This window comes from Streptomyces sp. NPDC059371, from assembly GCF_042751995.1.
In the GTDB taxonomy this organism is placed as follows: Bacteria; Actinomycetota; Actinomycetes; order Streptomycetales; family Streptomycetaceae; genus Streptomyces.
Genome location: NZ_JBHYXD010000018.1, coordinates 1 through 13,902 on the forward strand (window position 1 = coordinate 1; position 13,902 = coordinate 13,902).

The following is a 13,902-nucleotide window of genomic DNA, read 5'->3' on the forward strand; positions in this document are numbered from 1 at the left end:
GCGCCGATGGTACTGCAGGGGGGACCCTGTGGGAGAGTAGGACGCCGCCGAACAAATTTTAGAGAGCTGGTCCCCGAACTTCGGTTCGGGGACCAGCTCTTTTTTGTTTGCTGTCACTTGAAGTTCACGTTACGCGACCAATATCCCCATCATGAGTACTGCTGCCATGCTCACCGCCGCGGGAGTCGGATCCGGTGACGAGGTCGTCGTCCCGGCCTTCGGGAACGTGGAGGTCGCCGAAGCCGTCACCCAGGCCGGCGCCACCGTCGTCTTCGCCGACATAGACCCGGTGACGTACTGCCTCGACCCCGACGCGGTGGAGGCAGTCATAACCCCGCAGACGGCGGCGCTCGTCGTCGTGCACCGCTTCGGGCGGACCGCCGACCTGGCGCGGCTGCGGGAGCTGGGGCAGCGGCACGAGGTGCTGGTGCTGGAACAGGGCGAGTCCGAGGCGCCGTACGACGAGATCGCGCAGCGCAGGGAGCGGGCCGCCTACCTCGACGGCAGGCTGAGGGGCGTCCGCACGCCGGTCAGCGGCGACGGACACACCTACCAGCAGTACGTGGTGCGGGTGCCCGGCAACGGGCGTCCGGACCGTGACGCCTTCGCAGCGGCCGTACGGGCCAGGGGAGTCGAGTGCCGGGTGCCGGTGAAGACGCCGGTGCACCGCCTGCCCGGGTTCCGCATGGACGTACACCTTCCCGAGACCGAGCGAGCCGCCGACGAGACCCTCTCGCTTCCTGTGGACGGGACGTTGACGAAGCGGGAGATGCAGCGGATCGTCTCCGCGTGCAACGCACTCGGCGGACTGCTGCAACCGGCCTTCTGATCAGGGCCGTACAGGTTGGGAACACGGTCCAATTCAGGGTATGATCTCTCTTGTTGCCGCGAGGGAAACCTCAAAAGCGACAGGCCCCCCTAGCTCAGTCGGCAGAGCGTCTCCATGGTAAGGAGAAGGTCAACGGTTCGATTCCGTTGGGGGGCTCAAGCAGAAAAGGCCTCCGCCCTTGTGGGCGGGGGCCTTTCGCATTTCCCGGGTTCCGAGCCGACGGACCTCGGCTCCCGGGACCCGAGTCCCAGGAGCGTCGGTCCTGCGGTTCTCAGTCCGTGTGGAGGCCGGGGACACGCATCGCCAGGATCGCCATGTCGTCCGACGGGGCGTCGGAGGCGAAGCGTTCGACCGCGCGCATGATGCGTGCGGCGACCGCGCCGGCCGTCAGACCCGTGCAGGTGGTGAGGACGTCCGCGAGACCGTCGTCGCCGAGCATGCGGGTGCCCTCGCGCCGCTCCGTGACGCCGTCCGTGACACACAGCAGGACATCGCCCGGATCGAGCGTGACCCTCTGCTCGTACAGCTCCAGGTCCTCCATGACACCGAGGAGCGGCTGCGGTTCGGCGGCCGGCTCGACCGTTCCGTCCTGCCGCAGGCGCAGCGGGAGCGGATGGCCGGCACAGACGACCTTCAGGACGGCGCTGCCGTCCTCCTGGGGCCACAACTCGCCGTAGAGGAGCGTCAGGAAGCGGCTGCGGGCGCCCTCGTCGAGGATCGCGGAGTTCAGCCGCTCCAGGACCGCGGGGCCGCCGTAGCCCTCGCGGGCCAGCAGGCGCAGTGCGTGCCGGGCCAGGCCCGTGACCGCCGCCGCCTCCGGGCCCGTACCGCAGACGTCGCCGATGGCGAAGCCGTACGCGCCGTCACGGATCGGGAAGAGGTCGTAGAAGTCGCCGCCGACCTCGTTGCCCTCGCCGGCCGCCCGGTAGATGACCTCGACCTCGACGCCCTCGATCTGCGGGAGTTCGGGAGGCAGGAGACTGCGCTGGAGGGACTGGCTGATGGCCGTGCGCTCCGAGTACAGGCGGGCGTTGTCCAGTGCGAGAGCCGCTCGCCGGGAGAGGTCCTCGGCCAACTCCAGGATCTCCTGGCGGAAATGCTCGTCCGACGGCTTGCCGAGGGTCAGCATGCCGATGACACGATTGCGGGCGACCAGGGGAAGGACGACGGTCTCGCCGCCGACCGCCGCGGCCGTCGCCAGGGTCGGGCCGATGCCGTAGCTCGCCGACGGCTGCCCGCCGAGGCCCAGACTGCGCATCGAGGTCCGCAGGGCGGCGTCGTGGGCGGCCGCGGCCGGAGCCGACCAGACACGGGCGCCCGGGGTGGGCACCGGGTCCGGCGGGGCGATCTTCGAGAGCAACGCCTTGAGGCCGTCGATGAGTTCCTCGTCCTCGTGCAGGACGTAGGAGAGGTACGGCTCGGAGGCCTGGTCGGCGATCGTGTACACGGCGCACCAGGTGGCCAGGGTCGGGACCGTCATCTGGGCCATGAGGGCGAGCGTCTGGTCGCGGTCCAGGGTACCGGCGAGCAGGTCCGAGGCCTCGACGAGGAAGGACAGCGAGCCGCGGCGCAGGCGTTCCAGTTCGCCGAGGCGGGCCGATTCCACCGCCAGGGCGATGCGGTCGGCGGCGAACTGGAGGCGCAGGGCCTCTTCGTTGGAGTAGCGTCCCGGCGATTCGGCCGCGACGCCGAGGGAGCCGGTGAGGCGGCCCTCGACCTTCAGCGGGACGGTGACGACCGAGCGCATGCCGGTGCCGCCGAGGAGCGGTACGGCGCCGGGGACGAGGGTCAGGTCCTCGTGGACGGCGGGCATCCGGGCCGAGCCGTAGCGGCCGGGCCCCGCCTCGACGGGGACGCGGGCGAAGCGCTGGCGGGCGGAGGGCAGGCCCGTGGAGGCGCGCACCTCCAACTCCGTCTCGTCGTCGGTGGCGAGGAGCAGGAAGGCGGAGTCGCCGTCGAGCATGTCGCGGGCCCGTTCCACCGTGCGCTGGAGGAGACCGTCGAGGTCGTCCGGGGCCGGTGATCCGATGAAGACCTCGAACGGATCGGTGGCCTGGCCCTCTGCGTGGGTGCCCGTGTCCGAGGCGGGTCCGCGCAACGGGGTCTGCAGGACGGCGCGTTCGTGGTCGCGTACGAGGAGGCAGACGGTGGAGGGCTCGCCGGTCGTGTCGCGGACCCGCAGGTGCGAGGCGTACACCGGGGTGACGCGGCCGTCGGCGCAGCGGACGCCGTAACTGCCTTCCCAGCGCGAGAGTTGGAGGGCTTCGACGATTCCGGTGCCGGTGCCGGGGGTGTGCGGCCAGGCCGCGAAGTCGGTGAGCGGTTTGCCGATGACCTGCTCGGCCGCGTATCCGAAGAGTTCCTCGGCGTCCTCGTTCCAGGCGTTGACGGCGCCGGTGCGGTCGATCTGGACGACTGCCACGCGGACGCGGCCGTCGGCCAGGGGGAGGAGGTCGGCGGGGAGAGAGGGGCCGGCGGTCCGGGTGCCGATGGCGCGCTCGGGGAGGTCGAGCTGGAACCAGACCTGCTTGTGCGTGGGCGTGTAGTCGACGCCCCAGCGGCGGGCGAGAGCCGCGCAGAGCTGGAGGCCGCGGCCGCCCTCGCGGTCGGGGCTTCCCATGTTGATGGCCGCCGCCTGGAGTGGAATCTCACGTTCCGGGTAGCGGTCCGCCACCTCGATGCGCACGCCGTCGTCGCTGCGCAGACACAGAACGTCGGCGGAGGTGCCCGCGTGCACGACGGCATTCGTGACCAGCTCGCTGGTCAGAACGACGGCGTCGTCGACGATGTCGGCGAAGCCCCAGCCCTGGAGGGTGTCCCGGACGAACGAGCGGGCGGTCGCGACGGACCGTCCCACGGGTTCGAAACTGGCGGCCGCGCGCGCGGTGATCACAGAACTCCTTGTCCGGTCGTCGGCGGCGTGCGGGCTTCCGTGGCCGGCCCGCTCCTGCGTGGGCAGAGCGTGGTGCCCTGTCGGCCGGGGATCCTGGGGTGTCTCCCCGGGATGCAGTCCGGTGGTCATGGTGCGGTGCCCTCCGATGCCTGCCCGCTCGTACTCGTGCCACCGCCCAGGCCGGACGGGACCGGCACGGCTGGACAGCCGCTTGCAAGGTTACTTACCTCCGCGGCCCCCGCGGATGCCGGTCGCGGGTGTTTCCGTCTTGAAGAGTGCGGTGTTCCGTTCGGACAGGTGCGTGTGATTGCCTCCGACCGGGGCCGGAGGATTGTCCCGCGGGTGTGCGGACGATGTGCGAAGCTGCCGAACTGTTATGGCCTGGTTCGGCCGGGGTGAAACACTGGGCAGGCTCCAGGAGAAGGTCCGGGCAGGTCGCATGCCTCCCGCGCACCACGAGAAGAAGTACCCGAGTACGCCGAGCAGTATTGGTCGACCCTTGCGGGAGGGACACAGTGGAGTCTGGCGCAGCGACGCGGGGCGGTAGGACGCGCGCGAAGGGCGGACAGTCCCTGAAGAGCGGGCGCACACCGCGCACCGGAACCACCGAGGTGGACACGGCGGCCCTGAACCGGTTGCTGGCGGCCCTGGTGGCGATGAGGGACGGCAACTTCCGCAAGCGGCTCACTGTTTCCGGTGACGGCGTGATGTCCGAGATCTCGGCCGTCTTCAACGAGGTCGCCGACCGGAACATGCACTTGACGGGTGAGCTGTCGCGGGTACGGCGCGTGGTGGGCCGTGAGGGCAAGCTCACGGAGCGCCTGGAGGCGGGCGCGGGTGAAGGCGCCTGGGCGGCCGCCATCGACGCGTCGAACGCGCTGGTGGACGATCTCGTACGGCCGGTCTCCGAGGTCGGCCGGGTACTGTCCGCCGTCGCGGAGGGCGATCTGTCGCCGCGCATGGACCTGCGCGCGCAGGCGGCGGACGGGAACGGGCATCCGCTGCGCGGTGAGTTCCTGAAGGTCGGCCGGACCGTCAACAATCTGGTGGACCAGCTCTCGACGTTCACCGACGAGGTCACCCGCGTGGCCAGCGAGGTGGGCACCGAGGGCAAGCTGGGCGGGCAGGCCCGGGTCCGCGGTATGTCCGGTTCGTGGAAGGACCTCACGGACTCGGTCAACACGATGGCGTACCGGCTCACCGCCCAGGTGCGTGACATCGCTCTCGTGACCACGGCGGTCGCCAAGGGTGACCTGTCGCGGAAGGTCACCGTTCATGTGGCCGGCGAGATGCTGGAGCTGAAGAACACCGTCAACACGATGGTGGACCAGTTGTCCTCCTTCTCCTCCGAGGTGACACGGGTCGCGCGCGAGGTGGGTACGGAGGGTGAGCTGGGCGGTCAGGCGCAGGTGCCCGGTGTGGCCGGCGTGTGGAAGGACCTCACCGATTCGGTGAACCTCATGGCCGGCAACCTGACGGCCCAGGTGCGCGGGATCGCGCAGGTGACCACGGCGGTCGCGAGCGGTGACCTGTCGCAGAAGGTGACCGTCTCCGCGCGCGGTGAGGTCGCCCAGCTCGCCGAGACGATCAACCAGATGACCGAGACGCTGCGGACGTTCGCCGACGAGGTCACCCGTGTCGCCAACGAGGTCGGCGGCGAGGGCCGGCTCGGCGGTCAGGCGAACGTGCCGGGGGCGGCGGGGACGTGGAAGGACCTCACGGACTCCGTCAACACGGTCTTCCGGAACCTCACGACCCAGGTGCGCGACATCGCCGCCGTGACGACCGCCGTGGCCAACGGAGATCTGTCGCAGAAGGTCAGTGTCCAGGTCGCCGGCGAGATGCTGGAGCTGAAGAACACCGTCAACACGATGGTCGACCAGCTCTCGTCGTTCGGTGTCGAGGTCACGCGCGTGGCGCGCGAGGTCGGCGTCGAGGGTGAGCTGGGCGGCCAGGCACAGGTTCCGGGAGTCGCCGGCACCTGGAAGGACCTGACGGACTCCGTCAACACGGCGTTCCAGAACCTGACCGGTCAGGTGCGCAACATCGCCCAGGTGACGACGGCGGTCGCCAACGGCGATCTGTCGCAGAAGGTCACCGTCGAGGTCGCCGGCGAGATGCTGGAGCTGAAGGTCACCGTGAACACCATGGTGGACCAGCTTTCGAGCTTCGCCGACCAGGTGACGCGGATGGCCCGTGACGTGGGTACGGAGGGCCGGCTCGGCGGACAGGCCCGGGTGGACGGCGTCTCCGGCACCTGGAAGGAACTCACGGACTCCGTCAACTTCATGGCGGGGAACCTGACTTCGCAGGTGCGGCAGATCGCGCAGGTGACCACGGCGGTGGCCCGCGGCGACCTGTCGCAGAAGATCGACGTGGACGCGCGCGGCGAGATCCTGGAGCTGAAGAACACCATCAACACGATGGTCGACCAGCTCTCCGCGTTCGCCGACCAGGTGACGCGGGTGGCCCGCGACGTGGGTACGGAGGGCCGGCTCGGTGGTCAGGCGCAGGTGCCCGGTGTCGCCGGTGTGTGGCGCGACCTGACCGACTCGGTGAACGGCATGGCCGGCAACCTCACCGCCCAGGTGCGCAACATCGCGCAGGTCGCGACCGCGGTGGCCCGCGGTGACCTGTCGCAGAAGATCGACGTGGACGCGCGCGGAGAGATCCTGGAGCTGAAGAACACCCTCAACACGATGGTGGACCAGCTCTCGAACTTCGCGGAGCAGGTGACGCGGGTGGCCCGCGAGGTGGGCACGGAGGGCATCCTCGGCGGGCAGGCCGAGGTGCAGGGTGTCTCGGGCACCTGGAAGGACCTCACGCAGTCCGTGAACTTCATGGCCAACAACCTGACCATCCAGGTGCGCAACATCGCCGAGGTCACGACCGCGGTCGCCATGGGAGACCTGTCCAAGAAGATCACCGTCGACGCCAGGGGCGAGATCCTCGAACTGGTCACGACCGTCAACACGATGGTCGACCAGCTCTCGTCGTTCGCCGAGCAGGTGACCCGGGTGGCCCGTGAGGTGGGCACCGAGGGCCAGTTGGGCGGTCAGGCACGGGTGCCCGGTGTCACGGGCATCTGGAAGGACCTGAGCGACAACGTCAACCTGATGGCCTACAACCTGACCATGCAGGTGCGGAACATCTCGCAGGTCGCGGCGGCCGTCGCCAACGGCGACCTGACCCGCACGGTGACGATCGAGGCGCGCGGTGAGGTCGCGCAGCTCGCCGACACCTTCAACACCATGGTGAAGACGCTGAGTTCGTTCGCCGAGCAGGTCACGAAGGTGGCCCGCGAGGTGGGCACGGACGGCATCCTCGGCGGTCAGGCGCACGTCCCGGGAGTCGCGGGGACGTGGAAGGACCTCACCGAGTCGGTGAACGGCATGGCGTCCAACCTGACCGGCCAGGTGCGCAACATCGCGATGGTCACCACGGCCATCGCCAAGGGCGATCTGACCAAGAAGATCGACATCGACGCGCGCGGCGAGATCCTGGAGCTCAAGACCACCATCAACACGATGGTCGACCAGCTCTCGTCGTTCGCCGAGGAGGTCACCCGGGTGGCCCGCGAGGTGGGCACCGAGGGGCAGTTGGGCGGCCAGGCGCGGGTCCGTGACGTCGACGGCACGTGGCGCGACCTCACCGAGTCGGTGAACGAGATGGCCGGGAACCTGACCCGGCAGGTGCGCGCCATCGCGCGCGTGGCGACCGCGGTGACCCGCGGTGACCTGAACCTGAAGATCGACGTGGACGCCTCCGGCGAGATCCAGGAACTCCAGGACTACATCAACAAGATGATCGCCAACCTGCGCGACACCACGATCGCGAACAAGGAGCAGGACTGGCTGAAGGGCAACCTCGCCCGCATCTCCGCGCTGATGCAGGGCCGCCGCGATCTCGACGACGTGGCCTCGCTGATCATGAGCGAGCTGACGCCGGTCGTCTCGGCCCAGCACGGCGCGTTCTTCCTGTCGATGCCGCTGGTCGACGGCGCGGACGCGGGCACCGAGGACGAGGAGGCGTACGAGCTGCGCATGCTCGGGTCGTACGGCTACTCGATGGGTTCCATGCCGACGTCGTTCCGCCCCGGTGAGGCGCTGATCGGGACGGCCGCGCAGGAGAAGCGCACGATCCTCGTGGAGAACGCGCCGAGCGGATACCTGAAGATCTCCTCCGGACTGGGAGAGGCGCCTCCGGCGCAGGTCATCGTGCTCCCGGTGCTCTTCGAGGGAACCGTGCTCGGTGTCATCGAACTGGCGTCGTTCACGCCCTTCACGCAGATCCAGAGGGACTTCCTGAACCAGATCGCGGAGATGATCGCGACGAGCGTCAACACCATCTCGGTCAACACCAAGACGGAGGTGCTGCTGCGGCAGTCGCAGGAGCTCACCGAGCAACTGCGGGAACGCTCCGCGGAGTTGGAGAACCGGCAGAAGGCGCTCCAGGACTCGAACGCGGAACTGGAGGACAAGGCCGAGCTGCTGGCCCAGCAGAACCGCGACATCGAGGTCAAGAACACCGAGATCGAGGAGGCGCGGCAGGTCCTGGAGGAGCGCGCCGAACAACTCGCGGTCTCCATGCGCTACAAGAGCGAGTTCCTGGCGAACATGTCGCACGAGCTGCGGACGCCGCTCAACTCGCTGCTGATCCTGGCCAAGCTGCTCGCCGACAACGCGGACACGAACCTTACGCCGAAGCAGGTCGAGTTCGCCGAGACGATTCACGGCGCGGGCTCCGACCTGCTCCAGCTCATCAACGACATCCTCGACCTGTCGAAGGTCGAGGCGGGCAAGATGGACGTGTCGCCGACCCGCATCGCGCTCGTCCAGCTCGTCGACTACGTGGAGGCGACCTTCCGTCCGCTGACCGCGGAGAAGGGGCTCGACTTCTCCGTACGGGTCTCGCCGGAGCTGCCCGCCACGCTGCACACCGACGAGCAGCGTCTTCTCCAGGTGCTGCGCAACCTCCTCTCGAACGCGGTGAAGTTCACCGATTCCGGAGCGGTCGAGCTGGTGATCAGGCCCGCCGGGGCCGACGTGCCGGTGGCCATCAGGGAGCAGCTCCTGGAGTCGGGGTCGCTGCGGGACGCGGACGCCGACCTCATCGCGTTCTCCGTGACCGACACGGGTATCGGGATCGCGGCGAGCAAGATGCGGGTGATCTTCGAGGCCTTCAAGCAGGCGGACGGCACGACGAGCCGCAAGTACGGCGGTACGGGCCTCGGGCTCTCCATCTCGCGGGAGATCGCGCGGCTGCTGGGCGGCGAGATCTATGCCCAGAGCGAGCCGGGACGCGGCTCCACCTTCACGCTGTACCTGCCGTTGCACCCGAGTGAACTGCCGCCCCAGGGCTACGGGCAGCTCGCGCCCGCGCTGGAGGCGGGGGAGCTGCTGGCCTCGGAGGGTGAACTGCACAGCATCGGGATGCCGGCCGAGGTGAAGTCGTACCAGGAGGCCCAGAACGGGCCCGCCGCGCTGTTCAGGAGGCGCCGCAGGGCGCTGCCCACGGCCGAGCAGCGAGTGGACGTCTCCGGGCAGCCGGACGGTGCCGCGGGCGCCGCTCAGGAGCCGTGGGCGGCCGCGGGGCAGCAGGACGCGGGACCGCAGGGGGGCAGGGGCATCCGATTCGAGGGCGAGAAGGTGCTGATCGTCGACGACGACATCCGCAACGTCTTCGCGCTGACCAGCGTCCTCGAACAGCACGGACTTTCGGTGCTGTACGCGGAGAACGGCCGCGAGGGCATCGAGGTCCTGGAACAGCACGACGATGTGACGGTCGTTCTGATGGACATCATGATGCCCGAGATGGACGGCTATGCCACGACCACGGCGATCCGGCGGATGCCGCAGTTCGCGGGTCTGCCGATCATCGCGCTGACGGCGAAGGCCATGAAGGGCGACCGGGAGAAGGCGATCGAGTCAGGTGCCTCCGACTATGTGACCAAGCCGGTCGATCCCGATCACCTGCTGTCGGTGATGGCGCAGTGGATGCGTGAGGGGTGACACACTCGAGGAGACGACCCGGGTCGTCAGGGTGCGTCCGGTCGTCGGCACACCGTGCGGCACGGGCTTTCGGGCGGCCGGGCGTCGGATGACTGACTGTGCCCGAAGCCGTGTAGAAGCACGGGATACGGGGAACCTTCTGGTCCCCTGCCGCGTTTCTGCTACGTGCACAGTGACATCACGGTGACAGGGTGTGGCGACGGGCGGGGTGCGGCTAGCATGACCGGCACAAGGACGGACGGCGCAAGGGAGTCGTCCCCAGGGGCGGCGCCCGGCGCCTCCCCTAGTCCTGCGGACAGGGGAGGCCCCATGCCGGGGCGAGGAGGGCGGGCCATGGTGCAGAAGGCCAAGATCCTCCTGGTCGATGACCGGCCGGAGAATCTGTTGGCGCTGGAGGCGATCCTCTCCGCGCTCGATCAGACACTGGTACGGGCATCGTCCGGGGAGGAAGCGCTCAAAGCGCTGCTCACGGACGACTTCGCGGTCATTCTGCTGGACGTTCAGATGCCCGGCATGGACGGATTCGAGACGGCCGCGCACATCAAGCGGCGGGAGCGGACCCGGGACATCCCGATCATCTTCCTCACGGCGATCAACCACGGCCCCCACCACACCTTCCGGGGGTACGCGGCCGGCGCCGTGGACTACATCTCCAAGCCCTTCGACCCGTGGGTGCTGCGCGCGAAGGTCTCGGTGTTCGTCGAGCTCTACATGAAGAACTGCCAACTCCGCGAGCAGGCGGCCCTGTTGCGGCTCCAGCTCGAGGGCGGCGGCAAGGCGGCGCTCGGCGAGGCCAAGGAGCCCGCCGGACTTCTCGCCGAACTCTCCGCGCGGCTCGCCGCCGTCGAGGAGCAGGCCGAGGCGCTGTCCAAGCAGCTCGACGACGACTCCGCGGACGCGGCCGCCGTGGCGACCGCGGCCCATCTCGAACGCAAACTCACCGGACTGCGCAGGGCGCTGGACGCGCTGGAGCCGGGCACCGGCAGCGGGGCGACCTCGCTGCCGTCGCAGAGCTGAGGCCCGCGCTCGCCTGCCCGGACGGAGCGTCAGTCCTTGAGGAAGCTCCCGCCGCACCGTGAGGGAACGCCCGTCACACCGTGAGGAAGCGTCAGTTCCGATCTCCGTAAGGGCGACACGATCGGGTGAAGGACTGGGCACACGTGTCCGCTGTCGTCTCCACCGGTAACCTCACACACATGGCCTCACGTCAGTCCGCAGCCAAGAAGCCGCCCGCGAAGAAGGCGGCCGCTCCGACGAAGGCTCCGGCGAAGCAGGCCCCGGCGAAAAAGGCCCCCGCGAAGAAGGTGGCCGCCGGCAAGGCGCCCGCCAAGAGGGCCGCCGCCAAGAAGCCCGCCCCCGCGCCGGCGCCCAACCCGACCGCGGGCGTGTACAGACTCGTACGCGCCCTGTGGCTGGGCCTCGCCCATGCCGTCGGAGCCACCTTCCGCGGGATAGGGCGCGGCGCCAAGGGGCTCGACCCGGCGCACCGCAAGGACGGACTCGCGCTCCTGCTCATCGGCCTCGGGCTGATCGTCGCGGCGGGCACGTGGTCCAATCTGCGCGGTCCCGTCGGCGACCTCGTCGAGGTGCTGGTGACCGGCGCCTTCGGCCGCCTCGACCTTCTCGTCCCGATACTTCTCGCCCTGATCGCGGCGCGGCTCATCCGCCACCCCGAGCAGCCCGAGGCGAACGGCCGGATCGTGATCGGTCTGTCGGCACTCGTGATCGGCGTGCTCGGCCAGGTGCACATCGCGTGCGGTTCGCCGGCGCGCGGCGACGGGATGCAGGCGATAAGGGACGCCGGCGGGCTCATCGGCTGGGGGTCGGCCACCCCGCTGACGTACACGATGGGTGACGTCCTGGCCGTACCGCTCCTGGTGCTGCTCACGATCTTCGGGCTGCTCGTCGTCACGGCGACCCCGGTCAACGCGATTCCGCAGCGGCTGCGGCTGCTCGGCCAGAAGCTCGGCATCGTCCAGGCGGACTTCGACGAGGACGCGTTCCGCGAGGACGAGGAGCGCTACGACGAGCAGTGGCGCGAGGGGATCGCGGGGCGCCCCGGCGGACGCTCGCGCGCCCCAGAGGCCTACGACGCCGACAGCGCGGAGCGTGACGCGCTCACCCGGCGCCGGAGCCGCCCCCGGCGGCCCGGCGCGCAGCAGCCCGACATGAACCGGCCGATGGACGCCGTGGACGTCGCGGCGGCAGCCGCCGCGGCGCTGGACGGTGCCGTGCTGCACGGGATGCCGCCCTCGCCCCTGGTCGCCGATCTGACGCAGGGCGTCAGCGTCGAACGTGACGGGTACGAGGAGACGACGCCGGTACCTGCCGCCCGCGCCAAGGCGGTCCCGGGCGCCAAGCGGCCCAAGCAGGAGGTCCTGCCGGTCGAGTCGGTCGTGCCCGACCTCACCAAGTCCGCGCCCGACGCTCCCCGCGAGCTGCCCCCGCGCGCGGAGCAGCTCCAGCTCTCCGGGGACATCACCTACTCACTGCCCTCCCTCGACCTGCTGGAGCGCGGCGGCCCCGGCAAGACCCGCAGCGCCGCCAACGACGCGGTCGTCGCCTCCCTGCAGAACGTCTTCCGGGAGTTCAAGGTCGACGCCGCCGTCACCGGCTTCACCCGCGGACCGACGGTCACCCGCTACGAGGTCGAGCTCGGCCCCGCCGTGAAGGTCGAGCGGATCACCGCCCTCACCAAGAACATCGCGTACGCGGTCGCCAGCCCCGATGTGCGGATCATCAGCCCGATCCCCGGCAAGTCCGCGGTCGGCATCGAGATCCCCAACACCGACCGCGAGATGGTCAACCTCGGTGACGTGCTGCGTCTGGCGGACGCGGCGGAGGACGACCATCCGATGCTGGTGGCGCTCGGCAAGGACGTCGAGGGCGGCTATGTGATGGCCAACCTGGCGAAGATGCCCCACGTCCTCGTCGCCGGCGCCACCGGCTCCGGCAAGTCGTCCTGCATCAACTGCCTGATCACCTCGGTCATGGTCCGGGCGACCCCCGAGGACGTGCGGATGGTCCTCGTGGACCCCAAACGCGTCGAGCTGACCGCGTACGAGGGCATCCCGCACCTGATCACGCCCATCATCACCAACCCGAAGCGGGCCGCCGAGGCGCTGCAGTGGGTCGTACGGGAGATGGACCTGCGCTACGACGACCTCGCGGCGTTCGGGTTCCGGCACATCGACGACTTCAACGAGGCCATCAGGAACGGCAAGGTCAAGCTGCCCGAGGGCAGCGAGCGCGAGCTGACCCCGTACCCGTACCTCCTGGTGATCGTGGACGAGCTCGCCGACCTGATGATGGTCGCCCCGCGCGACGTCGAGGACTCGATCGTGCGCATCACGCAGCTCGCGCGCGCGGCCGGCATCCACCTGGTGCTCGCCACCCAGCGGCCGTCCGTGGACGTCGTCACGGGTCTGATCAAGGCGAACGTGCCCTCCCGGCTGGCCTTCGCCACCTCGTCCCTCGCGGACTCGCGGGTCATCCTCGACCAGCCCGGTGCCGAGAAGCTCATCGGCAAGGGTGACGGACTCTTCCTGCCGATGGGGGCCAACAAGCCCACGCGTATGCAGGGCGCCTTCGTCACGGAGGATGAGGTCGCGGCGATCGTGCAGCACTGCAAGGATCAGATGGCGCCCGTCTTCCGGGACGACGTCACCGTGGGCACCAAGCAGAAGAAGGAGATCGACGAGGACATCGGCGACGACCTCGATCTGCTGTGCGCGGCCGCCGAGCTGGTCGTCTCCACGCAGTTCGGGTCCACCTCGATGCTCCAGCGCAAGCTGCGCGTCGGCTTCGCCAAGGCCGGCCGGCTCATGGACCTCATGGAATCGCGCGGGATCGTCGGGCCCAGCGAGGGTTCCAAGGCGCGTGACGTCCTTGTGAAGGCCGATGAGCTGGACGGGGTGTTGGCCGTGATGCGCGGGGAAGCAGAAGCCTAGGCGGTGTCGTTCGGACCAGTCCGGGTCCGCGGCGCCCGGCACGGCACCTCGCGGCGTCGTCGCATCACCCAAGTACGTCCAGTACGCGGGTGACGCTCCGCCCCGCGACGCACCGCGCCGGACGCCGCGGCCTGATCCGGACTGGTCCGAACGGCACCGCCTGGAACCCCCGGCGAGGGGGACGGGACAGCCGGCAACGGCGAGGTGAGCGCGTGGCGG

General features: G+C 69.6%; 5 protein-coding genes and 1 tRNA gene. 5 read left to right on the plus strand and 1 reads right to left on the minus strand.

Annotated features, from left to right (window positions below; genetic code table 11):
- The first annotated feature begins 166 nt into the window (after positions 1 to 166).
- Both ACFXGX_RS13170 and ACFXGX_RS13175 read left to right on the plus strand, forming a co-directional pair.
- Positions 167 to 829, plus strand: a complete 663-nt coding sequence (locus tag ACFXGX_RS13170; RefSeq protein WP_384789397.1) for a DegT/DnrJ/EryC1/StrS family aminotransferase — start codon at positions 167 to 169, stop codon at positions 827 to 829.
- An 83-nt stretch (positions 830 to 912) separates the two neighbouring features.
- Positions 913 to 985, plus strand: a tRNA-Thr gene (locus ACFXGX_RS13175).
- Between the two features lie 115 nt (positions 986 to 1,100).
- On the opposite strand, the gene ACFXGX_RS13180 is transcribed toward ACFXGX_RS13175, so the two are convergent.
- Positions 1,101 to 3,851, minus strand: a complete 2,751-nt coding sequence (locus ACFXGX_RS13180; protein ID WP_384789141.1) for a SpoIIE family protein phosphatase — start codon at positions 3,849 to 3,851, stop codon at positions 1,101 to 1,103.
- A gap of 386 nt (positions 3,852 to 4,237) precedes the next feature.
- Here ACFXGX_RS13180 and ACFXGX_RS13185 point away from each other — a divergent pair, with 386 nt between their 5' ends.
- The 3 genes from ACFXGX_RS13185 to ACFXGX_RS13195 all read left to right on the plus strand — a co-directional run bounded on the left by ACFXGX_RS13185 (position 4,238) and on the right by ACFXGX_RS13195 (position 13,683).
- On the plus strand, positions 4,238 to 9,733 hold the full coding sequence (locus tag ACFXGX_RS13185) for a HAMP domain-containing protein (protein WP_384789144.1): 5,496 nt from the start codon (positions 4,238 to 4,240) through the stop codon (positions 9,731 to 9,733).
- A gap of 333 nt (positions 9,734 to 10,066) precedes the next feature.
- A complete protein-coding gene (locus ACFXGX_RS13190) occupies positions 10,067 to 10,750 on the plus strand; it encodes a two-component system response regulator (protein WP_384789147.1) in 684 nt (227 codons plus the stop codon).
- Between the two features lie 179 nt (positions 10,751 to 10,929).
- On the plus strand, positions 10,930 to 13,683 hold the full coding sequence (locus ACFXGX_RS13195) for a DNA translocase FtsK (protein ID WP_384789150.1): 2,754 nt from the start codon (positions 10,930 to 10,932) through the stop codon (positions 13,681 to 13,683).
- Positions 13,684 to 13,902 lie beyond the last annotated feature (219 nt).

Coding starts and splice junctions, on each gene's coding strand:
- ACFXGX_RS13170 (WP_384789397.1), top strand. CDS start 167: ATGCTCACCGCCGCGGGAGTCGGATCCGGTGACGAGGTCGTCGTCCCG.
- ACFXGX_RS13180 (WP_384789141.1), bottom strand. CDS start 3,851: ATGACCACCGGACTGCATCCCGGGGAGACACCCCAGGATCCCCGGCCG.
- ACFXGX_RS13190 (WP_384789147.1), top strand. CDS start 10,067: ATGGTGCAGAAGGCCAAGATCCTCCTGGTCGATGACCGGCCGGAGAAT.
- ACFXGX_RS13195 (WP_384789150.1), top strand. CDS start 10,930: ATGGCCTCACGTCAGTCCGCAGCCAAGAAGCCGCCCGCGAAGAAGGCG.